This window comes from Brevundimonas sediminis (genome assembly GCF_048799765.1).
GTDB lineage: Bacteria > Pseudomonadota > Alphaproteobacteria > Caulobacterales > Caulobacteraceae > Brevundimonas.
Genome location: NZ_JBLYQK010000001.1, coordinates 15,537 through 38,578, shown reverse-complemented (window position 1 = coordinate 38,578; position 23,042 = coordinate 15,537). Strand labels below are relative to the sequence as shown.

Sequence of the window (23,042 nt, the reverse complement as noted above, 5' to 3'; positions counted from 1 at the left end):
CCCGGTCGCGCGGGGACCTCAGCCCCCGGCGGCCTCCAGGCTCGAATAGGTCACGCGCACCACGGTCGCCCGCCCTTCCGCCTGCCGGACCGAGACGGTCACCCCGGCTTTCGTCCAGATCATCCGGTTGGGCGCCGCCACCGGTTCGAGGACAAAGCCGTTCTGCTCCAGCGGACGACGGACCGCGCCGCGCGCCGAGGCGAAATCGATCGTCCGCGCCTGCAGGGTGCAGGCGCGCCTCACCTCGCCGTCGTCCTCGCCCTCGTCGTCCGTCAGTTCCAGCAGGTATTTCGGGGCCGCCTCGCCGGACGCCATCTCCGTGACCGTCCCGTCCTGGCTGACGACGGAGAAGCCGATGAACTCGGCCGGCGTCAGGTCCCGGTCGCCGCCGACGAAGGGCAGGCAGACGTTCACCAGCACATCCCGCGTCGTGTCGTCCGCCTGCATCGGCGGGGTGAACAGGGCGGCGGCGAACAGCACGGCGAACATGGATTGAACTCCCCTCGAAACAGTCGGCGCCACTGTTTCCGACCGGAGGTCGCCGCGCAAGCGCCTCCGCGCGCCGTTGACCCGACCGGGCGCGGGCGGCAATGGTCCCCCTCCTCCCGAGGCCGAGTCGATGACCGCATCCCCGCCCCGTCGTGTCCGCGTCGCCGTGCTGATTTCCGGCGCCGGCTCCAACATGGCCGCCCTTATCGACGCCGCCCAGAAGCCGGGCGCGCCGTTCGAGATCGCGCTCGTGCTGTCCAACCGTCCGACCGCGGGCGGCCTCGCCGTCGCCGAGGCCCGGGGCGTCCCCACCGTCGTGGTCAATCACCGTCTCTACGGCGAGGACCGCGAGGCGCATGAGCGGGCCATCGACGCCATCCTGATGGAGCATGCGATCGATGTGGTCGCCCTGGCCGGCTACATGCGGCTGCTGACGCCCTTCCTGGTGCGGCTGTGGGCGGCGCGGATGATCAACATCCATCCCAGCCTGCTGCCGAAATATCCGGGGCTCGACACCCACGCCCGCGCCATCGAGGCGGGCGACGCGGAGGCCGGCTGCACCGTCCACCTGGTCACCGAAGGGGTCGATGAGGGCCCCATCCTTGATCAGGAGAACGTCCCGGTCCTGCCCATGGACACGCCGGAGAGTCTCGCCCAGCGGGTCCTGGTCGCCGAGCACAAGCTCTATCCGCGCGCCCTCACCGCCTTCTGCCGGGCCCTGCATTAGAATTTTGTAATCCGCGACATTTCGGCGCGACACCGGAGGGGGTTGGAGTCAGGCTGCCGCCGGACTTCGAAAGGCCCTCCAATGCCCAGACTTCGCCTTCTCTGCTGCGTCGCCGGCGCCGCGCTTTCCCTCACCGGCGGCGCCCACGCCCAGACCCCTCCCGGGACCCCGGCCGCCGCCCACGATCCTCACCCCGCCATCGGCGCCTGGGGCTTCGACCTCGACGGCATGGACACCGACGTCCTGCCCGGGAACGACTTCAACCGCTACGCCAGCGGCCGCTATCTGCGGAACACCCCGATCCCGGGCGACAAGACGTCCTACGGCGCCTTCGACATGCTGTACGACAACGCCCAGACCGCCCTGCGGGGTCTGATCGAACAGAGCGCCGCCAGTCCCTCCACGCCCGAAGCGCGCCAGGTCGGAGCCCTCTACGCCAGCTTCATGGATGAGGCGACGGTGAACCAGCTGGGCGCGGCCCCGCTTCGCGCCGACCTGGCCGCCGTCCGCGCCGCCGACACCCGCGAGAAGATGGCCGCCCTGATGGGGCGCAGCCAGGGCGGTTTCGGCGTCAGCCTGTTCGGCCTCTATGTGGCGGAAGACCTGAAGGATCCCGACCAGAACAGCGCCTATATCGTCCAGAGCGGCCTCGGCCTGCCGGATCGGGACTACTATCTGGAGCCCGCCTTCGCGCCCCAGCGCGCCGCCTACCTGACCTGGGTCACCCGCGCCCTCACCCTGGCCGGCTGGAGCCATCCGGAACAGTCGGCGGCCGATCTGATCGCCTTCGAGACCCGCATCGCCGAACAGCACTGGACCCAGGTCCAGAGCCGCGACATCGAGAAAGGCTATTCGCCCACGACGCTCGCCGACCTGGTCCGCAACGCCCCGGGCTTTGACTGGAACGGATGGGCCGAGGCCGCGGGCGTCCGCAACGCCCCGCGTCTGGTCCAGTCCCAGGACAGCGCCTACCCCGGCATGGCCCGCGTGTTCGCCGAAACGCCCATCGCCACCCTTCAGGCGTGGCAGGCCTTCCATGTCATCAACCAGGCGGCGCCCTATCTGTCGCAAGACTTCGTCGACGGCCGTTTCGACTTCTACGGCAAGGCCCTCAGCGGCCAGCCCGAGAACCGTCCGCGCTGGAAACGCGGCGTCTCCCTCGTCGACGGCTCGCTCGGCGAGGCGCTCGGTCGCGAATACGTCGCCCGCTACTTCCCGCCGGAGTCCCGGGCCAGCATGCAGGCCCTGGTGGACAACATTCGCGCGGCCATGACCGAGCGGCTCCGGACCCTCGACTGGATGAGCGACGCCACCCGCGAGCAGGCCCTCTACAAGATGAGCCGTTTCGGGGTGAAGATCGGCTATCCGGACCAGTGGCGCAGCTACGACGGCCTGAGCCTCGCCGCCGATGACCTGTACGGCAACGTCCAGCGCACCTCGGCCTTCGACTGGCAGTGGAACCTCGGCAAGCTGACCCGGCCGGTCGATCCCCTGGAATGGGGCATGACGCCCCAGACGGTGAACGCCTACTACAACCCGCCCCGGAACGAGATCGTCTTCCCGGCCGCCATCCTCCAGGCCCCCTTCTTCGATCCGAACGCCGATCCGGCCGTCAACTACGGCGGCATCGGCGCCGTCATCGGCCACGAGATCACCCACGGCTTCGACGATCAGGGCCGCAAGGTGGACGGCGACGGCGTGCTGCGCGACTGGTGGACCGCCGAGGACGCCGCCCGCTTCGAAGCCCGCGCGGCCAATCTCGGCGCCCAGTATTCGGCCCTGTCCCCGTTCGAGGGCGTCCACGTCAACGGCGACCTGACCATGGGCGAGAACATCGCCGATCTGGGCGGCCTTCTGCTGGCGCTCGACGCCTACCACCGCAGCCTGGAGGGCCGTCCCGCCCCGGTCATCAACGGCCTGACCGGCGACCAGCGGGTCTTCCTCGGCTGGGCCCAGGTCTGGCGTGAGAACATCCGTGATGACGCCCTGCGCCAGCAGGTCACCGTCGATCCGCACGCCCCGGGCCAGTACCGCGCCGCCGTGCCGCCCCGGAACATCGACGCCTGGTACGCCGCCTTCGGGGTCAAGCCCGGCGACGAACAGTACCTCGCCCCCGAGGCCCGCGCCCGCATCTGGTAAGGCGCGCCGCGAACAGACCGACGGCCCCGGCGAGCGATCCCCGGGGCCGTTTTCGTTTCGGCCTCCATCGGACAGCAAAACGCCCCGCATCCGTCTCCGGACACGGGGCGCTGAACTCTTCAGGCCGTCACCGGCCCCGGCGTTTAGCCGACGATCTGGTCTTCGGTGAAGAACTGGGCGATCTCGATGCCGGCGTTCTCGAGCGAGTCCGAACCGTGGACCGAGTTTTCACCGATCGACAGGGCGAATTGCTTGCGGATGGTGCCTTCGGCGGCCTGTTCCGGGTTGGTGGCGCCCATGACTTCACGGTAGGCGGCGACGGCGTTCGGGCCTTCCAGCACCTGAACGACGACCGGCTCGGCGGTCATCTGCTCGACCAGCTCGCCGTAGAACGGGCGCTCGGCGTGCACTTCGTAGAATTTCTTGGCCTGGTCGGTCGACAGCTTGACGCGGCGCTGGGCGACGATGCGCAGGCCGGCGCCTTCGATCACGGCGTTGATCGCGCCGGTCAGGTTGCGGCGGGTGGCGTCCGGCTTGATGATCGAGAAGGTACGTTCGGTCATGGGATGACTTCTGGTTTGGGAGATTGAAGGTCGCGGGCTTATAGACGCGCGCTCCCCGGTTTCCAACCGCCTCACAATTTTGCCTCTATCGCTGACCGATCGCCGGTCGTCCGGCGTCGGGGGCGCGCCCGAGTTCTGGACTATGCTGCAGATCAACCGCCTGACCCTCAACGCCTGGGGCCGTTCGTTCCTCGACGACGCCTCCGTCAGCCTGCCGCCGGGCGCCAAGGTCGGTCTGGTCGGCCGCAACGGCATCGGCAAGTCGACCCTGTTCAAGGTCATTCTGGGCGAGCTGGTCGCCGGCGGTGACGAAGTCTCCCTGCCGAAGACCGCCCGCATCGGCTCGGTCGACCAGGAGCACCCGGCCACCCCCGTTTCGGTGCTCGAGACGATTCTGGAAGCCGACGTCGAACGCCACGACCTGCTCACCCGCCTCGAAACCGCCGAGCCGGAAGAGATGGGCGAGATCTGGGGCCGTCTGATCGAGATCGACGCCGACGCCGCCCCGGCCAGGGCCTCCGAAATCCTCGTCGGCCTGGGCTTCTCCCAGGAAGACATCCACCGCCCCATGGCCCATTTCTCGGGCGGCTGGCGGATGCGCGTGGCCCTGGCCGCGGCCCTGTTCGCCGAGCCGGACATGCTGCTGCTCGACGAACCGACCAACTACCTCGATCTGGAAGGCGCCCTGTGGCTTGAGGCCCGCCTGAAGAAATACCCGGCGACGGCCCTCATCATCTCCCACGACCGCGAGATGCTGAACGAGGTCTGCACCCACATCCTGCACCTCTCGAACCGCAAGCTGGACCTCTACACCGGCAACTACGACACCTTCGAAAAGACCCGGGCCGAGAAGCTGCGCCTGATGGCGGCGACCCAGTCCAAGCAGGAGGCCGAGCGCGCGCACCTGCAGAAGTTCATCGACCGCTTCAAGGCCAAGGCCTCCAAGGCCACCCAGGCCCAATCACGGGTCAAGAAGCTGGAGAAGATGGAGCGGATCGAGCTGCCGCCCGAGGAGCGCGTCGCCCCCTTCGTCCTGCCCTCGCCCGAACGCCCCCTGCCCCCGCCCCTGATCCGGCTGGAGAAGGCCAACGTCGGCTACGAGCCGGGCAAGCCCATCCTGCGCAATCTCAACCTGCGCATGGACCTGGACGACCGCATCGGCCTGCTGGGCGTCAACGGCGCCGGCAAGTCGACCTTCGCCAAGCTCATCGCCAAGGCCCTGACGGTCGAGACCGGCGAGTTCCACCGCGACGGCAAGATGCGCGTGGGCTGGTTCCACCAGCACCAGATCGAGGCCATGGACCCGACCGACACCCCGCTGGAAATCATCCGCCGGGCCATGCCGGAGGCCTCGGAGTCCAGCCGTCGCTCGAAGCTGGCCCAGTTCGGCCTGCCCTTCCAGAAGCAGGAGACCACGGTCGCCAGCCTGTCGGGCGGCGAGCGCGCCCGCCTGCTGCTGAACCTGGTGGCGATGGAGTCGCCCCACATCCTGATCCTCGACGAACCGACCAACCACCTCGACATCGACAGCCGCCGGGCCCTGCTCGACGCGCTGAACGAGTACACCGGCGCCGTCATCCTGATCACCCACGACCGCTCGCTGATGGAGCTGGTCGCCGACCGCCTGTGGCTGGCCGCCGACGGCACGGTGACCCCCTTCGAGGGCGACATGGACGACTACGCCAAATTCGTCCTGGATCGCGCCAAACAGGCCGGGATGAAGCCGTCGCAGGTCAAGCACGAACCGGCTCAGTCCAGCGAGCCCGCCCCTCAGGCAGCGAGCGGCCGCGCCGCGAGCGATAGGGGCGCAAAGAAGAGCGGGCCCTCGCCTTCGACGCTCAGGCATGCGGTGAAGAAGGCCGAAGAGCGCATGACCCAACTCGCCGCCGAGCTCTCGCGCCTCGACGACGACCTCGCCAACGCCGCCGCCAACGATCCGAAGAAGCTCGAAGGCCTCAGCCGCTCGCGGGCGAAGACCCAGGCCGACCTCGACGCCGCCGAGGCGGCGTGGATGGAGGCCGAGGAAGCCCTCGCCGAGGCCACCGCATGACCCCGATCAGATTCAGCCGCGAGGAGATCGCCGCCATCACGGCGAAGCTGCGCCCCTACTTCCGGGACGAACTGGACGTCGAGCTGCGCGACCTCCCGGCCGAGATGCTGATCGACTTCCTCGCCCGCGAGATCGGTCCCTTCTTCTACAACCGCGCCCTCTACGACGCCCAGGCCGTGCTGAAGCAGAAGGCCGACGACCTCGCCGAGGCCGTCGCCGGGCTGGAGCGGAGCTGACGGCGGTCCTACGACTGCCCGGCCTGCATGTAGGTTTCCTCGTACGGCTGGACCACGACCCAGCCCTCGCCCTCGAACTTCATCTGGATGCTCTCGCCCGAGCCCCGGCCGACCAGCGTCTTCAGCGAGATGTCGGTGGCGATCTCCGGCGACAGGCCGCCTGACCAGGCCACGGTCGCGTTGGGGTCGGTGAAGATCGGCCCGGTCTCGCGACTGACCTTCAGGATCAGCGGGTCGTAGTGGCTGGTGATCGCCACGATGCCGCTGCCGCTCAGCTTCACATTGAACAGGCCGCCGGACATCATCCCGGCGATCCGCTTCATCATGGTGATCTGGTTGCTGACGCCCGTCTCCAGCGCCAGCACGTCGTTGCCGTTGGCGAAGATGGTCTCGTTGTCGAGCCGCAGCAGGGTGATCTTCTTGCCGGTGTCGGCCAGATAGACGCGCCCGCGCCCCTCCACCTTCATCAGCACCATGCCCTCGCCGCTGACGGCCTTCTTCAGCAGATTGCCGAGCCCCTGCTCCATCAGGCCCTGGCGGGTGAATTTCACCTGACCGGTGCGCGCCACCATCGCCCCCGCCTTGGCCCAGATCGCGCCGTCCAGCTTCACCTCCAGCAGATACTGGTTCTCCAGTTCGAAGGCGTCCGGACTGACGTCCTTCTCCCGGTAGGCGGCGATGAACTCGGCGACGGTCTTGACCGGCATGGGAACCTCAAACAGGCGTTGTGAAGGCCCTCAGGTTCGCCGACTCCGCCCCCGTCGCGCAAGCTGGGGTTCGCCGTCCGCGCCCTCTTCTTGCTTCCCCCGGATCGCGCCATACTTCCGAATCCATGCCGATCCGCCGCCTCCCCCCCGAGACCGTCAACCGCATCGCCGCGGGCGAGGTGGTCGAACGCCCGGCCAGCGCCATCAAGGAGCTGGTCGAGAATGCGCTCGACGCCGGGGCCACGCGCATCGAGATCCAGGCGGACGGCGGCGGCCTGTCGCGCATCCTCATCGCCGACGACGGCCACGGCATGGCCCCGGACCAGCTGGCCCTCTGCGTCGAGCGCCACGCCACCTCCAAGCTCGAGCCCGACGATGCGGGCGACGTCGACCTGCTGCGCATCCACACCCTGGGCTTCCGGGGCGAGGCCCTGCCCTCCATCGGCTCGGTCGCCCGCCTGACCATCACGTCCCGCCCGAAGGACGGCGGCGACGCCCACCAGATCACCGTCGAGGGCGGCGACCAGAAGGCGGTCGCCCCCGCCGGCTTCCCCGGCCCGCACGGCGCCCGCGTCGAGGTCCGCGACCTCTTCTACGCCACCCCCGCCCGCCTGAAGTTCATGAAGTCCGAGCGGGCCGAGGCCATGGCCATCTCGGAGGAGATCAAGCGCCAGGCCATGGCCCATGAGGCCGTCGCCTTCACCCTCGACCTCGACGGCCGGACCACCCTGCGCCTGCCCGCCGAACACCCCGGCGACCACGGCCGGCTGAAGCGTCTCGCCGCCCTGCTGGGCCGGGACTTCGAGGCCAACGCCCTGCTGATCGATCAGGAGCGCGACGGCGTGCGTCTGTCCGGCTATGCGGGCCTGCCCACCTACAGCCGGGGCAACGCCGCCCACCAGTTCCTGTTCGTCAACGGCCGTCCGGTGAAGGACCGCCTGCTGCAAGGCGCCCTGCGCGGCGCCTACGCCGACTTCCTCGCCCGCGACCGGCACCCGGCGGCGGTCCTCTTCCTCGACATCGACCCGCTCTATGTCGATGTGAACGTCCACCCCGCAAAAGCAGAAGTCCGCTTCCGCGACCCGGCGCTGGTGCGCGGCCTGATCGTCGGCGCCCTGCGTCACGCGCTGGCCGCCGCGGGGCACCGGGCCAGCACCACGGTGGCGGCGGATGCGCTGAGCGGGTTCCGGGCGCATGAGGGCGTGCCGGGGTTCGAGGGTCGAGGGTCGAGGGTCGAGGGATTTGGCTCACCCGCCGGCTACAGCGGCTGGCAGCAATGGGCCGCCCCCGCCACCCAGACCGCCCAGATCCTCCCCGGCCTCAACGACCGCTCGGCCCGCGTCGAGACCCTCGACACAATCTCCGGCTTCTCGCCTCGACCCTCGACCCTCGACCCTCAGCCCTTCTCCCCGCCGCACGACCCGCTGGACTACCCATTAGGCGCCGCCCGCGCCCAGTTGCACGGCACCTATATCGTCGCCCAGACCCGCGACGGCCTGGTCGTGGTCGACCAGCACGCGGCGCACGAGCGGCTCGTCTATGAGCGGATGAAGACCCAGATGGCCGAGGGCGCCGTCACCCGTCAGGCCCTGCTGGCGCCCGAGGTGGTCGAGCTCGACCCCGCCGAGGCCGACCGCATCGCCGCCCGCGCCGACGAACTGGCCGAGCTGGGCCTGATCGTGGAGGCCTTCGGCGGCGGCGCCGTCCTCGTCCGCGAGACCCCGGCCCTGCTGGGCGACACCGACGTCCAGGGCCTGATCCGCGACATCGCCGACGACCTGGCCGAACACGGCGCCGCCCTGTCGCTCAAGGAGCGCATGGCCGAGGTCTGCGGCACCATGGCCTGCCACGGGTCGGTGCGCGCCGGCCGCGTCCTCAGCGCGCCGGAGATGAACGCGTTGCTGAGGCAGATGGAAGCCACCCCGCACAGCGGCCAGTGCAACCACGGACGGCCAACCTATGTGGAGCTGAAGCTGGGGGATCTGGAGAAGCTGTTCGGGCGACGGTGAAGCCGGACAAAGGTATAACCCCTTGCGGCTGCTCAGCTGATACGGCACAGCTCGGGCGAGATTCACCTATGGGTTGGCGATGCCGTTTTCCGCAACTGTCTTCAACGTACTGATTGCCTCGCCGTCTGACGTTCCCGAGGAACGGTTGGCGATTGCCCAAAGCCTGCACGAGTGGAACTCGTTGCACTCGCAGGATCAGGGCAAAATTCTGCTTCCAGTTATGTGGGAAACGCACAGCGCTCCCGCGATGGGAGATCGCCCCCAAGCGCTTATCAATGACAGGGTTGTACGTGGATGCGACATCTTGATCGGCGCGTTCTGGACGCGGCTAGGCTCGCCGACTGGCGTTGAAGAGAGCGGTACGGTCGAGGAGATAAAATGGTTCCTGACCAACAAAAAGCCCGTTATGCTATACTACTCAAAGAAAGAAGTAGATATCGATCAGGTAGATATTGATCAATACAAAAAGCTAAAAGAATTTAAACAATCAATTAGAGATAAGGGAATTCAGGACGATTATAGAGCCGCCAATGAACTGAAAGAGAAGCTGTCCAGACATTTAACCATAGTTATGCGCGACATGTCGGTCGGACCAGTTATTGACAAAAAAATTGTTCAGGCAGCTAAAGAATCTACGCGTGAGACAGCAGGCGCGCCCGCCGCAGAGACGCCAGAGACGAGTGGAAACGAACTGCAATTGATGGAGGGCCCCATCTGGCTAGAAGACTACTCGGAAAAGGCTTTTTATGTTCGTGGTGATGCCACGGCCTTCAAGGACAAGCTCAAGGATGCGGGTGGCAAATGGATACCTGCAAAAACCGGTGCGAAGGGGTGGATGTTTTCAAAGCGCCATCTCGAGGAAGTACGCAAGATCGTTAAGGTGAAAGGCGCTCTTCAAAAGCTGACCTGAGCCCCGTAAGTCTCAGTCTTTGATGTAACTCCCAAGGAGTTCCATCCACTTCGCCAACTTTGGCATCATCTGTCGTTCGCCAAGCGCCTAAGGCTACCCGCCTTTGTCTCGACCTGAAAGTCGAATAGCTTGGGACCGGGAACCGACATACGGGCCGAGGGCCGGACAGGCGGGCCTCAACCGCGGGCCGCCCTCTCTCCCCCTCCCCTCACACCCCCCGATCCGCCAGCATCGCCAGTTCCTCATAGATCGCATCGCCCGACCGGCTCTCGGCATTCCGCCAGCTGGTGGCAGTCGCCGGGTTCACCAACGTCCCGTCGGCGGTCAGGACCAGCACATTGGGCAGGCCGGGCAGTTCCGGCAGGCCGAACCGGCGGGCGATGGCGAGGTTGTGGCCGTCGCCGGTGCGGGGCATGCCGATGTTGACGAACACCAGCTCGTATTTGCGCTCGATCAGGGCGGCGAAGCGTTCGGTCTCCAGCCGGCCGGCCAGGGCGCGGCTGTCGCTGCACCCGTCGGCGCCCATGACCGGCAGGACCCGCTTGCCGGACGCCCGGGCGCGCTCAACGCCGTTCGCCACCAGCCCCGGAACCGTTCAGACTGCACGGGTCCCTCCCGCTCCCAGGTCGCCCCATGCCCTCCGTCCTCTTCGTCTGCCTCGGCAACATCTGTCGCTCGCCGCTGGCCGAGGGCGCCCTGCGCGCCGAGGCGGCCCGGCTCCGGCTCGACCTGATCATCGACTCCGCCGGCACCGGGAACTGGCACGCCGGTGAGCCGCCCGATGAGCGGGCGCAGCGGACGGCGCTCCGGCACGGCGTCGACATCTCGGCCCTGCGCGCCCGTCAGGTGACGAAGAGCGACTTCCGCCGCTTCACCCACGTGATCGCCCTCGACCACGAGAACCTCGCCAACCTGCGCAAGCTGGCCCCGGCCGACGCCACCGCCGAACTCAGCCTGCTGCTCGACCATGTCCCCGGCCGCGAGGGTCAGGCCGTCACCGATCCCTGGTTCGGCGACGAGGCCGGGTTCGAGGCGACCTGGGACGAGGTCGAGGCGGCGGCGCGGGAACTGGCGGCGCAGCTTCGGGCCCTCTGATCGGCGGGCGTTCGGGTTTAGGGTGTCGGGTGTCGGGCGTCGGGCGTCGGGCGTCGGGCGTCGGGTGTCGGCACGCGCCAGCGCCCCGCCAATCCCCAGTCCCTACTCCCTACTGCCTAATCCCTAATCCCTCCCCGACACCCCACACCCGACACCCCCAAACCCCCACACCCTACCCCCCAAACCGCTCCACCACCCCCACGGCCTGCCCGCCGGACACGACCGAGCCTCCCGCGATCGCATAGACCGCGCCGTCCACCGACGCCGCCGCCAGTCCGTGCCGGGGCGTCTTCATGTCCGGCCCCGCCGTCCACGCATCCCGAGCCGGATCATAGATCCAGGTCTCGGCGAACACCCCGCCGCCCCCGCCGCTGCGTCCGGGCGCGAACCACTCCCCGCCGAACGCGACCAGCCTGCCGCCCGCTTCCGCCATGGCCAGTCCGCCGCCGACCTGACTGTTCTGCGCATCGGAGCGCGGGATCGGCGCCAGCGTATCCCAGCGGTCCGCCGCCGGGTCATAGCGGTCCAGCCGCCCCGTGCCCCCGCCGCTGACCGTGCGCCCGCCGGCCACCCAGATCGCCCCGTCCAGCACGGCGGCGGCGGCGCTGTTGCGCGCGACCGGGGCCGGACGGGCCGTCTCCCAGCGCCCGTCCACCCGCACCCGGTGACGGTCCGTATCGGTCTGGTCGTTCCAGCCGGCGTTGGCCTCGCCCTCCGGCGTGCGGCCGCCGATCAGGTGCAGCCGCCCGTTCATCCCCGCCCCCACCGCCTCGGCCTGCGGCGTCGGCAGGCGGGCCGCCTCGACCCAGCCGCCGTCTTTCAGCGCCCAGGCCGTGGTCGTGTTCACCCACTCGCCGGCCTCTGTCCGCGCATAGCCGCCGACGATGTTCAGTTCGCCGCCCGCGACCATGACCATCGGATGATGCCGGGCCTCCGGCAGGCGGGGCAGCTCGCTCCAGACGTCCGCCGCCGGGTCATAGGCCGCGACCCGGTCCTCGACATGCAGGGGCTGGCCCCGCCGCATCACCAGCCCGCCCGCGGTGACGATCTTCCCGTTCCACACCGCCGCATAGATCTCCTGCCCGATCCACGGCAGCGAGGCCCGGCTGGTCCAGCGTCCAACAGGCTCGGCCTGCGCGCGGGCGGCGGCGGGAACGAGGCCGAGAGCGGCCCCGGCGGCGATCAGGGTGCGGCGGTCGAGATGGGTCATGAGGTGAGACTGACACGGGTTTACGCGCCCGTCTTCCTCCCCCGCGTGGGCCGGGCTTGGGGATTGGGGCTTGGGGTGTGGGATGAGCGGAACGTGGGGCGAGCCCAACCTAATCCCTAATCCCTGACCACACCCCACACCCCACACCCCACACCCTCAAAATCGCCCCCCCGTACGTCCAATTCTGACGTACCCGCGTTCTATGTTCTCCGGATGACCTATCCCTACCGCATCCGTTCGCCCGAGATCTGGGCCCAGGCCCGCGACGACTATCTGGCCGGTCTGGACGCCGAGGCCGTCTGCCGCCGCCATGAGCTCGGTCTGTCGGCCTTCCGCCGTCGCGCCCGCAAATACGGCTGGCGGCGGCAGGATCAGCCGGGCGCGCCGCCGGACGTCCGTCAGGCCCTGATGATCTACGACGACCTGACGCCGAACGAGGAGGTCGAGACGGCGCGGCTGCGCTTCGTCCAGGCGCTGGAGCGCGGCCGGGCCATGGAGGCCATCCGCTGGCGTCGTCTGTGGCAGGAGATGAAGGCCGAAAGCGACATGATCGACGCCCTCATCTTCCCGGGCGAGGAGCCGCCGGAATACCGCCTGCATGAGGTCGATCAGCCGATGGAGGACGAATCCGACGCGGAGGTCCGCCTGCTGTCCGGCGCCGAGCCCATCCTGATCGAACCGCCCTTCGAAGACCCGGCCTTCGACGAACCGGAAGGCGAGCCGGCTCCGTCAGACCCCGCCCCACGGGAAAATGTGCACGATGTGCACTCCATTTTCGCCGGAGTGCACAATTCCGACGCGCCCCGTCCCTCGAAACGCGCCGCCCGCCGCCTCCGCGGCCGTGACGGGCGTCAACGCGGCGGTCCCTGAGCCCGGTCTCAGCCCTCTGACGCCGTCTTCACCCTCAGGAACAGCACCCGCGCCGCGCCGTAGTCGCGGGCGTCCAGCCGCTCATAGCCGGGGGTGTCGATCTCCGGCTCGTCCGAGCCGCGCTCGAACACCACGGTGGCGCCGGGCTTCAGCCAGTTGCCCTCCAGCAGTCGGGCCAGCGTCTGCTCCCCCAATCCCTTGCGGTAGGGCGGATCCAGGAAGGCGATGTCGAAGGCCTCGCCGTCCGAGCCGGGACGGACGCCCAGGTCGGTGGCGCTGCGGCGATGCACCCGCGTGCGGCCCATCAGGCCCCAGGCGTCGGCGTTCTCGCGGATGGCGCCGCGGGCCTCGTCCTCGATCTCGACGAACAGGGCGAAGGCCGCCCCCCGGCTGATGGCCTCGTAGCCCAGGGCGCCCGAGCCCGCGTAAAGGTCGATGACCCGCGCGCCGTCCAGCGGCCCGGCCCACGCTGCGTGCTCCAGCACGTTGAAGATGGCCTGACGCGCCCGGTCCGAGGTCGGACGGGTGTTCTGGCCCTCGGGGGCGGTGATGGCCCGCCCCTTCAGGCTGCCTGCGACGATCCGCATGGATCAGCCGTCCCGGCGCGGACCACGCGGACCGCCCCGCCCGGCTCCGCCGGACGGGCGCGAGCCGCCGCCCGGCTTGCCGCCGAAGCCGCCGCCCGAGGGGCGCGATCCGCCCGGCTTGGCCCCGAAACCGCCCGAGGGCCGACCGGCGCCACCAGCACGCGGCTTGTCACCGAAGGCCGGCTTGCCCGGTCCACGCGAGCCGCCGCCGCGGGTCCCTTCACGGGGCTTGTCGATGAACTGGTCCTCACGCGGCTTGAAGGCGCGCTTGGGCCGGTCGCCGCCGTCCTCGTCCCTCGGCCGGGGCGCGGTGCGCTCGCGCGGCTTGAAGGTCTTGGTGTGCTCGAACTTCGGCTTGGCCTTGGCCCAGCCTTCCTTCTTGGGCGCGCGACGGCCGGTGTCGCTCCCGCCCTCGGTCGCGGCGGCCTCGGCGGCGCGGACGCGGTTGGGCTTGCGCGACGGATCCGACATGGCCGAGCCCGAAGCCCCCTTCACGATCGGCGCCGAGGTGCGGCGGCCGGGGATCGGCGCGGGAGTGGCGACCGTGTTGCCGGTCGGCAGGTTCTCGGGCCGGATGTGCTCGCCCAGCAGCTCGCGGATCACCCGCGGTCCGACCTCCTCGACCGAGCCCACCGGCAGGGTGCCCAGCTGGAACGGGCCATAGGCCAGACGGATCAGGCGGTTCACGGTCAGGCCGAGGTGCTCCAGCACCTTGCGGACCTCGCGGTTCTTGCCCTCGGTGATTGAGACGCTGATCCACAGGTTGGCCGACGACTTCTCGCCCTCGGCCTTCTCCTTGGCCTTGTCGAGGGTCGCCTCGATCGGGCCGTAGCGGATGCCGTCGACGGTGACGCCGTCCTTCAGGGTGTCCAGCTGCGCCTGGGTCACCCGGCCCCGGGCCCGGGCCCGGTACTGGCGGACCAGCTCGGTCTGCGGCAGCTCCAGCGCGCGGCTCAGCTCGCCGTCGTTGGTCAGGATCAGCAGGCCCTCGGTGTTGAGGTCGAGGCGGCCGACCGAGATCACCCGCGGCAGGCTGCTCGGCAGGGCGTCGAAGACCGTCGGCCGACCCTGCGGGTCGCCGTGCGAGGTCACCAGCCCGGCGGGCTTGTGATAGCGCCACACGCGGGTGGCCTGGGCCGCCCCGATGGGCTTGCCGTTGACGGTGATCACGTCGTCGCGGGTCACCAGGGTCGCCGGGGTGTCCAGGATCTTGCCGTTGACGGCCACCTGGCCCAGGCCGATCAGGCGCTCGACCTCGCGACGCGAGGCGATGCCCGCCCGGGCCATGGCCTTGGCGATGCGCTCGGTGCGCTTGGGGGCCTCGTCGGCGGCGGGTTTGCCGCCCTTCGGCGGTCCCTTCGGGCCGGGCTTGCCGCCCTTGGCGGCGAAGGGTTTGCGGGGGCCGTCGCGGTCGCCGTCTTGACGCGGGCGCGGCTTCTTGTCGTTGTCTCGGGGATGGAAGGCCATGATGAGCGGTTCATGCGCATGGCCTTGGCCTGCGCGCAAGCGGCGGCGGACGTCGGAGAGACTCCGGTCGGCTGCGTGATTGTCGACGAGACCACCGGCGAGGTGGTCGCCGAAGGCCGCAACGGCCCTATCGGCGCCTACGACCCGACCGCCCACGCCGAGATCGTCGCCCTGCGCGCGGCGGCTCAAAAGCTGGGCAATTACAGGCTCACAGGGCTGACCCTGTATGTGACGCTGGAGCCCTGCGCCATGTGCGCCGGGGCCATCAGCCACGCCCGGATCGGCCGCGTGGTCTGGGGCGCGGACGATCCCAAGGGCGGCGCCGTCGCCCACGGCCCCCGCTTCTTCGACCAGCCCACCTGCCACTGGTGCCCACAGGCCGAGGGCGGGGTTCTGGCTGCCGAGGGCGGCGACATGCTCCGCGCCTTCTTCCGCGCCCGCCGCAAGGGAACGGCGACCGGCGCGGCGCGTTGATGCGCCGGCTCCTGTAACGGCAAGGCTTGCTCCGCATGAAGAGACTTCTGGTCCCGGCCCTCGCCGTGCTTTCGCTGGCCGCCTGCGGTCGCCAGCCGGCCCAGGCCCCGACCGACGGTGATTCGGTGCGCGAGCGCGCCGAGGCGGCCCAGACCGCCCGCCGCCGCACCGGCGCCGAGGTGCAGGACCGCGCCCTCAACCGGGTCATCCGCACCGTCTATCTGTGCAACGACGGCCAGCGCCTGACCGTCGACTTCGACAACCCCCGTCAGATGGCCACGGTCCGCAACTCCGAAGGCGGGGCCGTCGACCTGTTCCAGGAACGGTCCGCCGACGGCATCTGGTACCGGGCCTCGGGCCATGATCTGCGCGGCAAGGGCTCGATGGCGACCTGGAGCGCCGACGGGCTTGAGCCCACCACCTGCCGCGCGGTGGACTAGGCGGGAACCTCCGTCCTAGGTCGCGCCCTCGGCCTTCAGGAAGGCGGTCAGTCCCGCGGGGTCCACGTTCTTGTCCGTGAAGGCGTCGCCGATGGCGCGGGCCAGGATCAGCGTCAGGCGGCCGCCCTCGGCCTTCTTGTCCCCCGCCATGCGCCGGATCAGGGCCTCCGCCCCGAACTGGCCCACCTCGGCCAGACTCACCGGCAGACCGGCGGCAGCCGTCACCGCCTCGACCCGGTCCGCGTCCGCCTGCGGGCACAGCCCCTGCGCGGCCGAATAGCGGAAGGCCATGGCGCAGCCCAGCGCCACCGCCTCGCCGTGGGTCAGGCTGTCCTCGTCGAAGCCCAGCTCGGCCTCGATGGCGTGGCCGAAGGTGTGGCCGAGGTTCAGCAGCGCGCGCTTGCCCGCCTCCTTCTCGTCCTCGCCCACCACCGCGCTCTTGATCTCGACCGAGCGGACCACCGCCCGCTGCAGCGCCGCCGGATCGCCCTTGGCGCCGCTCGCGCCCTCCCCCGCCAGCCAGTCGAAGAAGGCCGCGTCGCAGATCAGGCCGTGCTTCAGCACCTCGGCCCAGCCCGAACGCAGCTGGCGCTCCGGCAGGGTGGCCAGCACATCGATGTCGGCCAGCACCAGCCGGGGCTGGTGGAAGGCGCCGACAAGGTTCTTGCCGCGCGGGGTGTCGATGGCCGTCTTGCCGCCCACCGAGCTGTCCACCTGCGCCAGCAGGGTCGTCGGGACCTGCACGAAGTCGATGCCGCGCATGTAGAGGGCCGCCGCCAGACCGGCCAGGTCCCCGACCACGCCCCCGCCCAGGGCCACGACGATGTCGCTGCGGTCCAGCCCGAAGGCCAGCATCCGGTCCAGCACCCGCTCCAGCTCGGCGAAGGATTTGGAGCCTTCCCCGGCAGGGACGGTCAGCAGACGGGCGCGCACGCCCGCGTCCTCCAGCGCCTTCAGCGCGGCGGGTCCATGCAGGGTGGCCACGGTCTCGTCCGTGATGACGACCGTGCGGCCCCTGGCCAGCGGGGCGACCCGCGCGCCGAGCTCGGTCAGCAGTCCCCGCCCCGCCACGACGTCGTAGGGGCGGAAGTCTCCACCGGTGACCGGAACCGTCGTCGTCACGCCTTGATCTCCATCGCCCCGTGGGCGTCCAGCGCCCGCACGATCGCCTCCACCGCTTCCGCGTGAGCGCCGCCGGCCACATCCACTGTCACGTCCGCCTGCCCGTAGACCGGATAGCGGGCCTCGGCGAGAGTGCGGAGCGTCTCGAGCGGGTCCTTGCCCCGCAGCAGGGGGCGGGTGTCGCGCCGCTGGACCCGCTGGGCGATCACCTCCAGATCGGCCCGCATCCAGACCGTCACGGCGCGGGCCTTCATCAGCGCCCGGGTCTCGAGGTTCAGCATCGCGCCGCCGCCGGTGGCCAGCACCAGTCGGGGCCCTTCCAGCAGGCGGCGCATGACCCGCGCCTCGCCGGCCCTGAACTCGCCCTCGCCCATGCTGGCGAAGATCTCGGATACGGTCATCCCGGCCGCCGCCTCGATCTCATCGTCCCCGTCGGCGAAGGGCAGCCCCAACCGTTTGGCCAGACGCCGACCGACCGTCGATTTCCCCACGCCCATCAGCCCGACCAGCGCTATGGTGCGCTGATGCACGGGAATCGCCTCAGCGCCGGTCATCGCACGCCTCGCACCAGCGGGCGGCGGATGAACGACGGAACGGGGGAGCGCAGGCACGTCATGATCCCCTACACCTCTACACGAAGCCGCGCCGTGGCGAAGGGGGCGTGTTGAGCAGCCCCCAGATCGAGGCCTTCCTGGAGATGATGGCGGTGGAACGGGACGCCTCGCCCCATACCCTGTCCGCCTACGCCCGGGACCTTGCCGACGCCGAGGGCGGGGTGAACGGCGGCCTGATGCAGGCGGACGAGACGGCGGTCGAGACCTGGTACGCGGGGCTGGCGGCGCGCGGTCTGTCTCCCGCCACCCAGTCCCGGCGGCGCGCCGCCGTGCGTCAGTTCTACCGTTTCGCCCTCGGAGAGGGCTGGCGGCAGGATGACCCTTCGCGCCGCCTCGACGCCCCAAAACAGGGCCGCACCCTGCCAAACACCCTGACCCGGGACGAGATCGAGGCCCTGCTGGAGGCCGCTGCCGCCCGTGACGGCGCGGCGGGCGTTCGAATGGTCGCGCTGGTCGAGCTGGCCTATGCCTCGGGCCTGCGCGTATCGGAGCTGCTGGCCCTCAAGGTCGAGGCCGTCAGGCGCGATCCCGCCTGGCTGATCGTGCGCGGCAAGGGCGGCAAGGAACGGCTGGCCCCGCTGAACGCCTCGGCCCGCGAGGCGGTGAAGGTCTGGCTCGAAGTCCGCGACGCGGCGCGCAAGCCGGAGACGCCCGACAGCCCGTGGCTCTTCCCTTCCCCCGTCGGCAAGGCGGCCCTGACGCCCCGCCGTTTCGCCCAGATGCTGGATCAGGCGGCCATCGACGCCGGGATCGACCCGTCGCGGGTCAGCCCCCACGTCCTGCGCCACGCTTTCGCGACCCACCTGCTGGAGGGCGGCGCCGACCTGCGCATCGTCCAGACCCTGCTGGGCCACGCGGACATCTCGACCACCCAGATCTACACCCACGTCGCCACCGACCGGCTCAGCCGGATGGTGCAGGAGAAGCATCCCTTGGCGAGGGACGAATGAATACCGCGCGCACGGACTATCTGGTGGCGGTCACGCTCTTCTGGATCGGCTTGCTGACCTACACCTGGGTCCCGGCCTTCAAGGTCGTGCTCGGCTTCTGGTACTTTCCCGGATGGGTCGCCATCTCCCTGATCGGCGCTGCGTCAAGTATCGTCTTCCGCTGCCCCGCCTGCGATCTGCCGGTCGCCAAACAGCGGATCGAGTTCAACGGCCGGACTTTCTACAGCTACAGTTTCTGGCCCCCTCGACGATGCGCCCGTTGTGACGAGCCACTGGATGACTGAACTCCGCTTGCCCCCCGGCGTTGACCTGACTAGGTTCCGCCGCCTTCCGATGCGCCACGCGGCGCGCCAGTTCCGGATGCCTTGATGGCCACGCACTACCTCGAATTCGAAAAGCCGATCGCCGATCTGGAGGCGAAGATCGAGGAGCTCTCGCTGCTCGCCTCGACCGCGGGCTCGTTCGAGTCGGAAATCGACGGCCTGCAGAAGAAGGCGGATCAGCTCCGCAAGAAGATCTACGGCGGCCTCGACCCGTGGATGAAGACCCAGGTCGCCCGCCACCCGCAGCGCCCGCATTTCGTCGACTATGTCGAAGGGCTGTTCACGGACTTCGTCGAACTGAAGGGCGACCGCCAGTTCGGCGACGACCAGGCCATCCTCGGCGGTCTCGCCCGCCTGCGCGGCCGTCCTGTCGTGGTCATGGGCCATGAGAAGGGCCATGACACCCAGACCCGCCTGACCCACAATTTCGGCATGGCCCGCCCGGAAGGCTACCGCAAGGCGGTGCGCCTGATGGACCTGGCCGAGCAGTACGGCCTGCCCGTCCTGTCCTTCGTCGACACCGCCGGCGCCTATCCGGGACTGGGCGCGGAAGAGCGCGGCCAGGCCGAGGCCATCGCCCGCTCGACCGAGCGCGGCCTGACTCTGGGCGTACCGTCGATCGCGACCATCACCGGCGAGGGCGGCTCGGGCGGCGCCATCGCCATCGCCGCCGCCAGCCGCGTGCTGATGCTGGAGCATTCGATCTACTCGGTCATCTCGCCGGAAGGCGCCGCCGGCATCCTGTGGCGCGACGGCAGCCGGGCGAAGGACGCCGCCATGGCCATGAAGATCACCGGCCCCGATCTGGTCGAGCTGAAGATCGTGGACCGGATCATCGGCGAGCCGCTGGGCGGCGCCCACACCGACCGCGACGCGGCGATCCGGGCCGTCGGCGACGTGCTGGTCGAGGAGCTGGACGCCATGGCCGGCCTCTCGCCCGATCAGCTGCGCAAGGCGCGCGCGGACCGCTTCTATGCGATCGGTCGCCTCGGCTAGGTTGACAGCGTTAACCTCCTGATCATCGACGAATGACAAGCATTCCGCGCGCGGCGACCTCAGGTCAGACCGCAGCGTGTGGAGTGGGGCATGGCTCTGGGGCTGGACAGCCTGCGCGAAAGCGCGGTGATCAATCTGACCGGCGCCGTGACCATGGTGGTCGACGACTCCCCCTTCGGTCTGGACATCACCGCCAGCGCCCTGCTCGGTTTCGGCATCAAGACCCGATACGCCTGCAGCAGCGCCGTCCACGCCATGGAGATCCTCAAGGACCATTCGGTGGACCTGCTGGTGGTCGACACCGAGATGCCCGAAATGGACGGTTATCAGCTGGTGCGCTGGCTGCGCCGTTCGGGGCTGGACCCCAACGCCTTCGCTCCGGTCATCATGACCGCCAGCCATATCCGCCGCTCGCGGGTCGCGGAGGCCCGCGACTGCGGGGCCAATTTCGTCATCACCAAGCCGTTCAGCGCGGCCACGCTGCTGGAGCGGATCATCTTCGTCGCCCGCGACACCCGCCCGTTTCTGGAAGTCGGGGACTATTTCGGTCCAGACCGGCGGTTCCGCGAGGGCAAGGCGCCCGGTCCGGAACGCCGGGCCGAAGCCATCCGCAAGCAGAAGCTGGCCGCAGAACTGGCGGCCCAGGCCGACACGGGCGGCGCGGCATGAAGGTCATCACCCACGCCCGGCGCACGTCACGCCTGTCGAAGATCATCGACGCCGCCGGCGGCTTCAGCGTCGGCACGGCCCTCAGCCAGGCCCGCGCCAACCTGGGGGCGCTGGAAGCCCGCGGGGCGGAAGAGGTCGAGCGCCGGGTCGCGGAACTGGCCGCCATCACGCCGCCCCCGGACGGCGACGCGCCCGAGGCCCATGCGCGCCTGATGCGGGCCTATCACGCCGCCAACGGCGTCATCGAGGCGGCCGGCCTGCTGGAACAGGACGACGTCTGCGCGGTCGCCGTCGGGCTGTGCGACCTGATCGACGCCGCCACCGCCGAGCGGCCGTTCGACTGGCGCGTCCTGCCGATCTACGCCCGGTCCCTGCACCTGCTGCTGACGCTGTCCGGAGATGCGGACGGCCGTCGTCAGGTGCGCGAAAGCCTGGACGGGATGGTCAGCCGGAAGCTGGCGACGCCGGACTAGATCGCGGCCTCCAGCCCGGCCTTCACCCGGGCCCCGCGCGTCTGCTTCCGCCAAAGGGCCGCATACTCACCGCCCTGACGGGCCACCAGTTCATGGTGCGCGCCGCGCTCGACCACCCGCCCGGCCTTGAGCACCAAAATCTGGTCGGCGTCAGCGATGGTCGACAGACGGTGGGCCACCACAAGGGTCGTCCGCCCGGCCCGGGCCCGGCGCAAGGTCTTCTGGATCGCGGCCTCGGTCCGGCTGTCCAGGGCGCTGGTGGCCTCGTCGAGGATCAGGATGCAGGGGTCGGCCAGCAGGGCGCGGGCGATGCCCACCCGCTGACGCTCGCCGCCGGACAGCTTCAGCCCGCGCTCGCCGACCACGGTCTCAAGTCCATCGGGCAGCTGGGCGATGAACGGCCCCAGCTCGGCCGCCTCGGCCGCCGCCAGAATGGCCGCCTCGTCCGCATCGGGGCGGGCGAAGCTGATGTTGGCCCGCAGCGTATCGTTGAACAGGGCCACGTCCTGCGGAACCAGGGCGACGGCGGCCCGCAGACTCTCCTGGGTCACATGGCGGACGTCGACGCCGTCGATCAGCACCCGTCCCTCCTGCGGGTCCAGAAGACGCAGGGCCAGTTTGACGATGGTGGACTTGCCGGAGCCGGACGGTCCGACCAGCGCCGTCGTCGTCCCCGGCGCGGCATGGAAGCTGACGGCCTCAAGGCCGCTCGCCCGGGCGTCATGCCGGAAGCCGACCTGTTCGAACGTCAGGGCCGCGCCGTTGACGTCCGCCGGCCGGGCCAGCGGCGCCGCGTCGGGCGCGTCGGCCACCTGCGGCGTCTGGCGGGTGACCTTCAGCATCTCCTCCATGTCGATGAAGGACTGCCGGATTTCGCGATAGGCGAAGCCGAGAATGTTCAGCGGCGCATAGAGGCTGATCATGATCAGCACGGCGGCGGTCACGTCGCCCGGGCCCATCCGCCCGGCGGCGGCCTCGAACCCGGCCATGACGGCCATCACGCCCAGACCGACATTCATGATCACAGCCTGGATGATGTTCAGCAGGGCCAGCGAGCTGTTCGCCTTCAACGCCGCCCGCGTGTAGTCGCCCAGCGCCGCGTCATAGCTGCGGGCCGCCCGCGCCTCCGCCCCGAAGGCCTTCACCGTCTCATAGTTGAGCAGGGCGTCGACGGAGACCCCCGCCGCCTGGGTGTCGGCGGCGTTCATGATCCGTCGGTGCTCGATCCGCCAGTTGGACAGGGCGAAGGTGGAGACGGCGTAGACGGCCACCACCGCCACGGCCAGGGCCCCGAAGCGCCAGTCGTACCGCCCCGCCAGAACCCCGGCCGCCAGCACCAGTTCGACGCCGGTGGGGACGAGGTTGAAGGCGAGAATGCGCAGCAGGAAGTCCACGGCCCGGGAGCCGCGGTCCATGGTTCGTGACAGGGCGCCTGACCGCTTGGTCTGGTGGAAGTCGAGCGACAGGCCCAGGGCGTGGGCGAAGGTCTCGGTCGCCGCGGTCCGCTGGGCCGCCGAGCGCACCGGCGCGAACACCACATCCGAGGCGTTCGGGGCGATCGCCGACAGCAGACGCACGAGGGCCCACCCGAGGGCGAAGGCGGCGAAGCCGAGACCGACGGCGACCTCCACCCCCTGCCCGGCCGCCAGATGATTGACCGCCGCGCCCAGCACCAGGGGCGCGAGGACGCCCAGCCCCTTGCCCGCCAGCGTCATGCCGACAGCCGCGGCCAGGCGCAGCTTCAGCTGCGGCGCGTTGGACCGGCTGACCAGACGCATCAGGTCAGCCAGGGCCTGCAGGGTCGGCGGGCCTTCAGTCGGCGTCGTCAGCCCGGCGTTGGCCGCCCTGGCTTCCGATCCCTGCCGTCGCCCGGCCCCGCGTTCACCTCTCATCGCCATGCCCGCCATATGGCCCCGTCAGGG

25 protein-coding genes are annotated in these 23,042 nt (G+C 69.9%); 15 read left to right on the top strand and 10 right to left on the bottom strand.

Translation table 11 applies throughout. The features are described from left to right. Positions 1-18: 18 nt before the first annotated feature. On the bottom strand, positions 19-489 hold the full coding sequence (locus ACLQ7T_RS00215) for a hypothetical protein (RefSeq protein WP_420477592.1): 471 nt from the start codon (positions 487-489) through the stop codon (positions 19-21). A 130-nt stretch (positions 490-619) separates the two neighbouring features. Here ACLQ7T_RS00215 and purN point away from each other — a divergent pair, with 130 nt between their 5' ends. Further along, positions 620-1,216 carry a phosphoribosylglycinamide formyltransferase gene (purN, locus tag ACLQ7T_RS00210; protein WP_420477591.1) on the top strand — a complete coding sequence of 199 codons (597 nt, stop codon included), beginning with the start codon at positions 620-622 and terminating at the stop codon, positions 1,214-1,216. 81 nt (positions 1,217-1,297) lie between these two features. Continuing rightward, positions 1,298-3,355 carry a M13 family metallopeptidase gene (locus tag ACLQ7T_RS00205; RefSeq protein WP_420477590.1) on the top strand — a complete coding sequence of 686 codons (2,058 nt, stop codon included), beginning with the start codon at positions 1,298-1,300 and terminating at the stop codon, positions 3,353-3,355. A gap of 143 nt (positions 3,356-3,498) precedes the next feature. Here ACLQ7T_RS00205 and ndk read toward each other — a convergent pair whose 3' ends face one another. Then, on the bottom strand, positions 3,499-3,918 hold the full coding sequence (gene ndk / locus ACLQ7T_RS00200) for a nucleoside-diphosphate kinase (protein ID WP_343793486.1): 420 nt from the start codon (positions 3,916-3,918) through the stop codon (positions 3,499-3,501). Positions 3,919-4,060: 142 nt separating this feature from the next. Here ndk and ACLQ7T_RS00195 point away from each other — a divergent pair, with 142 nt between their 5' ends. Together ACLQ7T_RS00195 and ACLQ7T_RS00190 are read left to right on the top strand one after the other, a co-directional pair. Beyond that, on the top strand, positions 4,061-5,968 hold the full coding sequence (locus ACLQ7T_RS00195) for an ABC-F family ATP-binding cassette domain-containing protein (RefSeq protein ID WP_420477589.1): 1,908 nt from the start codon (positions 4,061-4,063) through the stop codon (positions 5,966-5,968). Continuing rightward, entirely contained in the window at positions 5,965-6,204 is a 240-nt protein-coding gene (locus ACLQ7T_RS00190) for a DUF2164 domain-containing protein (protein ID WP_420477588.1), read from the top strand. The genes ACLQ7T_RS00195 and ACLQ7T_RS00190 overlap by 4 nt, the downstream gene beginning before the upstream one ends. Positions 6,205-6,212: 8 nt before the next feature. On the opposite strand, the gene ACLQ7T_RS00185 is transcribed toward ACLQ7T_RS00190, so the two are convergent. Then, a complete protein-coding gene (locus ACLQ7T_RS00185) occupies positions 6,213-6,911 on the bottom strand; it encodes an AIM24 family protein (RefSeq protein ID WP_420477587.1) in 699 nt (232 codons plus the stop codon). A gap of 125 nt (positions 6,912-7,036) precedes the next feature. On the opposite strand from ACLQ7T_RS00185, the gene mutL reads away from it, so the two are divergent. Beyond that, complete coding sequence (gene mutL, locus ACLQ7T_RS00180) at positions 7,037-8,920, top strand: DNA mismatch repair endonuclease MutL (protein ID WP_420477586.1); 1,884 nt, start codon at positions 7,037-7,039, stop codon at positions 8,918-8,920. 79 nt (positions 8,921-8,999) lie between these two features. Then, complete coding sequence (locus ACLQ7T_RS00175; RefSeq protein ID WP_489671784.1) at positions 9,000-9,830, top strand: DUF4062 domain-containing protein; 831 nt, start codon at positions 9,000-9,002, stop codon at positions 9,828-9,830. A gap of 208 nt (positions 9,831-10,038) precedes the next feature. Here the strand turns inward: ACLQ7T_RS00175 and ACLQ7T_RS00170 are convergent, their stop codons facing one another. Further along, positions 10,039-10,410, bottom strand: a complete 372-nt coding sequence (locus ACLQ7T_RS00170) for a thioredoxin domain-containing protein (RefSeq protein WP_420477584.1) — start codon at positions 10,408-10,410, stop codon at positions 10,039-10,041. 53 nt (positions 10,411-10,463) lie between these two features. On the opposite strand from ACLQ7T_RS00170, the gene ACLQ7T_RS00165 reads away from it, so the two are divergent. After that, entirely contained in the window at positions 10,464-10,925 is a 462-nt protein-coding gene (locus tag ACLQ7T_RS00165) for a low molecular weight protein-tyrosine-phosphatase (protein ID WP_420477583.1), read from the top strand. Between the two features lie 172 nt (positions 10,926-11,097). On the opposite strand, the gene ACLQ7T_RS00160 is transcribed toward ACLQ7T_RS00165, so the two are convergent. Further along, positions 11,098-12,135, bottom strand: a complete 1,038-nt coding sequence (locus ACLQ7T_RS00160) for a Kelch repeat-containing protein (protein ID WP_420477582.1) — start codon at positions 12,133-12,135, stop codon at positions 11,098-11,100. Positions 12,136-12,348: 213 nt separating this feature from the next. Between ACLQ7T_RS00160 and ACLQ7T_RS00155 the strand changes: the two genes are divergently transcribed. Then, a complete protein-coding gene (locus tag ACLQ7T_RS00155; RefSeq protein ID WP_420477581.1) occupies positions 12,349-13,005 on the top strand; it encodes a hypothetical protein in 657 nt (218 codons plus the stop codon). An 8-nt stretch (positions 13,006-13,013) separates the two neighbouring features. On the opposite strand, the gene rsmD is transcribed toward ACLQ7T_RS00155, so the two are convergent. Further along, entirely contained in the window at positions 13,014-13,592 is a 579-nt protein-coding gene (gene rsmD / locus ACLQ7T_RS00150) for a 16S rRNA (guanine(966)-N(2))-methyltransferase RsmD (protein WP_420477580.1), read from the bottom strand. Between the two features lie 3 nt (positions 13,593-13,595). Continuing rightward, on the bottom strand, positions 13,596-15,059 hold the full coding sequence (locus tag ACLQ7T_RS00145) for a pseudouridine synthase (protein ID WP_420477579.1): 1,464 nt from the start codon (positions 15,057-15,059) through the stop codon (positions 13,596-13,598). Here ACLQ7T_RS00145 and tadA point away from each other — a divergent pair. Then, positions 15,048-15,533 (top strand): tRNA adenosine(34) deaminase TadA, encoded by a 486-nt coding sequence (tadA, locus tag ACLQ7T_RS00140; RefSeq protein ID WP_420477578.1) that lies wholly within the window; start codon positions 15,048-15,050, stop codon positions 15,531-15,533. The genes ACLQ7T_RS00145 and tadA overlap by 12 nt on opposite strands. Positions 15,534-15,568: 35 nt before the next feature. After that, positions 15,569-15,973 carry an MliC family protein gene (locus ACLQ7T_RS00135; RefSeq protein ID WP_420477577.1) on the top strand — a complete coding sequence of 135 codons (405 nt, stop codon included), beginning with the start codon at positions 15,569-15,571 and terminating at the stop codon, positions 15,971-15,973. Positions 15,974-15,988: 15 nt separating this feature from the next. Here ACLQ7T_RS00135 and aroB read toward each other — a convergent pair whose 3' ends face one another. Together aroB and ACLQ7T_RS00125 are read right to left on the bottom strand one after the other, a co-directional pair. Beyond that, positions 15,989-17,095, bottom strand: coding sequence for a 3-dehydroquinate synthase (aroB, locus tag ACLQ7T_RS00130; RefSeq protein ID WP_420477576.1), 1,107 nt, complete (start codon positions 17,093-17,095; stop codon positions 15,989-15,991). Then, entirely contained in the window at positions 17,092-17,649 is a 558-nt protein-coding gene (locus tag ACLQ7T_RS00125; RefSeq protein ID WP_420477575.1) for a shikimate kinase, read from the bottom strand. The genes aroB and ACLQ7T_RS00125 overlap by 4 nt, the downstream gene beginning before the upstream one ends. A 110-nt stretch (positions 17,650-17,759) precedes the next feature. Here ACLQ7T_RS00125 and ACLQ7T_RS00120 point away from each other — a divergent pair, with 110 nt between their 5' ends. The 5 genes from ACLQ7T_RS00120 to ACLQ7T_RS00100 all read left to right on the top strand — a co-directional run bounded on the left by ACLQ7T_RS00120 (position 17,760) and on the right by ACLQ7T_RS00100 (position 21,120). Next, positions 17,760-18,659: a tyrosine recombinase gene (locus ACLQ7T_RS00120; protein ID WP_420477574.1), complete on the top strand. Its 900-nt coding sequence runs from the start codon at positions 17,760-17,762 to the stop codon at positions 18,657-18,659. Beyond that, positions 18,656-18,943, top strand: a complete 288-nt coding sequence (locus tag ACLQ7T_RS00115; RefSeq protein WP_420477573.1) for a hypothetical protein — start codon at positions 18,656-18,658, stop codon at positions 18,941-18,943. Before ACLQ7T_RS00120 ends, ACLQ7T_RS00115 begins: the two co-directional genes overlap by 4 nt. An 84-nt stretch (positions 18,944-19,027) precedes the next feature. Next, the gene (locus tag ACLQ7T_RS00110) at positions 19,028-19,978 is read left to right on the top strand and encodes an acetyl-CoA carboxylase carboxyltransferase subunit alpha (RefSeq protein ID WP_420477572.1); all 951 of its coding nucleotides are present in this window, start codon (positions 19,028-19,030) and stop codon (positions 19,976-19,978) included. A gap of 90 nt (positions 19,979-20,068) precedes the next feature. After that, the gene (locus ACLQ7T_RS00105; protein WP_420477571.1) at positions 20,069-20,647 is read left to right on the top strand and encodes a response regulator; all 579 of its coding nucleotides are present in this window, start codon (positions 20,069-20,071) and stop codon (positions 20,645-20,647) included. Continuing rightward, a complete protein-coding gene (locus ACLQ7T_RS00100) occupies positions 20,644-21,120 on the top strand; it encodes a chemotaxis protein CheE (RefSeq protein WP_420477570.1) in 477 nt (158 codons plus the stop codon). The genes ACLQ7T_RS00105 and ACLQ7T_RS00100 overlap by 4 nt, the downstream gene beginning before the upstream one ends. Here ACLQ7T_RS00100 and ACLQ7T_RS00095 read toward each other — a convergent pair. Further along, positions 21,117-23,012, bottom strand: a complete 1,896-nt coding sequence (locus ACLQ7T_RS00095) for an ABCB family ABC transporter ATP-binding protein/permease (protein WP_420477794.1) — start codon at positions 23,010-23,012, stop codon at positions 21,117-21,119. The two genes, ACLQ7T_RS00100 and ACLQ7T_RS00095, sit on opposite strands and share 4 nt — an antisense overlap. Positions 23,013-23,042: the final 30 nt, after the last annotated feature.

What these genes read in the sequence shown, in the direction of transcription:
- ACLQ7T_RS00215 (WP_420477592.1), bottom strand. Translation starts at nt 489, where the DNA reads ATGTTCGCCGTGCTGTTCGCCGCCGCCCTGTTCACCCCGCCGATGCAG.
- purN (WP_420477591.1), top strand. Translation starts at nt 620, where the DNA reads ATGACCGCATCCCCGCCCCGTCGTGTCCGCGTCGCCGTGCTGATTTCC.
- ACLQ7T_RS00205 (WP_420477590.1), top strand. Translation starts at nt 1,298, where the DNA reads ATGCCCAGACTTCGCCTTCTCTGCTGCGTCGCCGGCGCCGCGCTTTCC.
- ndk (WP_343793486.1), bottom strand. Translation starts at nt 3,918, where the DNA reads ATGACCGAACGTACCTTCTCGATCATCAAGCCGGACGCCACCCGCCGC.
- ACLQ7T_RS00195 (WP_420477589.1), top strand. Translation starts at nt 4,061, where the DNA reads ATGCTGCAGATCAACCGCCTGACCCTCAACGCCTGGGGCCGTTCGTTC.
- ACLQ7T_RS00190 (WP_420477588.1), top strand. Translation starts at nt 5,965, where the DNA reads ATGACCCCGATCAGATTCAGCCGCGAGGAGATCGCCGCCATCACGGCG.
- ACLQ7T_RS00185 (WP_420477587.1), bottom strand. Translation starts at nt 6,911, where the DNA reads ATGCCGGTCAAGACCGTCGCCGAGTTCATCGCCGCCTACCGGGAGAAG.
- mutL (WP_420477586.1), top strand. Translation starts at nt 7,037, where the DNA reads ATGCCGATCCGCCGCCTCCCCCCCGAGACCGTCAACCGCATCGCCGCG.
- ACLQ7T_RS00175 (WP_489671784.1), top strand. Translation starts at nt 9,000, where the DNA reads ATGCCGTTTTCCGCAACTGTCTTCAACGTACTGATTGCCTCGCCGTCT.
- ACLQ7T_RS00165 (WP_420477583.1), top strand. Translation starts at nt 10,464, where the DNA reads ATGCCCTCCGTCCTCTTCGTCTGCCTCGGCAACATCTGTCGCTCGCCG.
- ACLQ7T_RS00160 (WP_420477582.1), bottom strand. Translation starts at nt 12,135, where the DNA reads ATGACCCATCTCGACCGCCGCACCCTGATCGCCGCCGGGGCCGCTCTC.
- ACLQ7T_RS00155 (WP_420477581.1), top strand. Translation starts at nt 12,349, where the DNA reads ATGACCTATCCCTACCGCATCCGTTCGCCCGAGATCTGGGCCCAGGCC.
- rsmD (WP_420477580.1), bottom strand. Translation starts at nt 13,592, where the DNA reads ATGCGGATCGTCGCAGGCAGCCTGAAGGGGCGGGCCATCACCGCCCCC.
- tadA (WP_420477578.1), top strand. Translation starts at nt 15,048, where the DNA reads ATGGAAGGCCATGATGAGCGGTTCATGCGCATGGCCTTGGCCTGCGCG.
- ACLQ7T_RS00145 (WP_420477579.1), bottom strand. Translation starts at nt 15,059, where the DNA reads ATGGCCTTCCATCCCCGAGACAACGACAAGAAGCCGCGCCCGCGTCAA.
- ACLQ7T_RS00135 (WP_420477577.1), top strand. Translation starts at nt 15,569, where the DNA reads ATGAAGAGACTTCTGGTCCCGGCCCTCGCCGTGCTTTCGCTGGCCGCC.
- ACLQ7T_RS00125 (WP_420477575.1), bottom strand. Translation starts at nt 17,649, where the DNA reads ATGACCGGCGCTGAGGCGATTCCCGTGCATCAGCGCACCATAGCGCTG.
- ACLQ7T_RS00115 (WP_420477573.1), top strand. Translation starts at nt 18,656, where the DNA reads ATGAATACCGCGCGCACGGACTATCTGGTGGCGGTCACGCTCTTCTGG.
- ACLQ7T_RS00110 (WP_420477572.1), top strand. Translation starts at nt 19,028, where the DNA reads ATGGCCACGCACTACCTCGAATTCGAAAAGCCGATCGCCGATCTGGAG.
- ACLQ7T_RS00105 (WP_420477571.1), top strand. Translation starts at nt 20,069, where the DNA reads ATGGCTCTGGGGCTGGACAGCCTGCGCGAAAGCGCGGTGATCAATCTG.
- ACLQ7T_RS00100 (WP_420477570.1), top strand. Translation starts at nt 20,644, where the DNA reads ATGAAGGTCATCACCCACGCCCGGCGCACGTCACGCCTGTCGAAGATC.
- ACLQ7T_RS00095 (WP_420477794.1), bottom strand. Translation starts at nt 23,012, where the DNA reads ATGAGAGGTGAACGCGGGGCCGGGCGACGGCAGGGATCGGAAGCCAGG.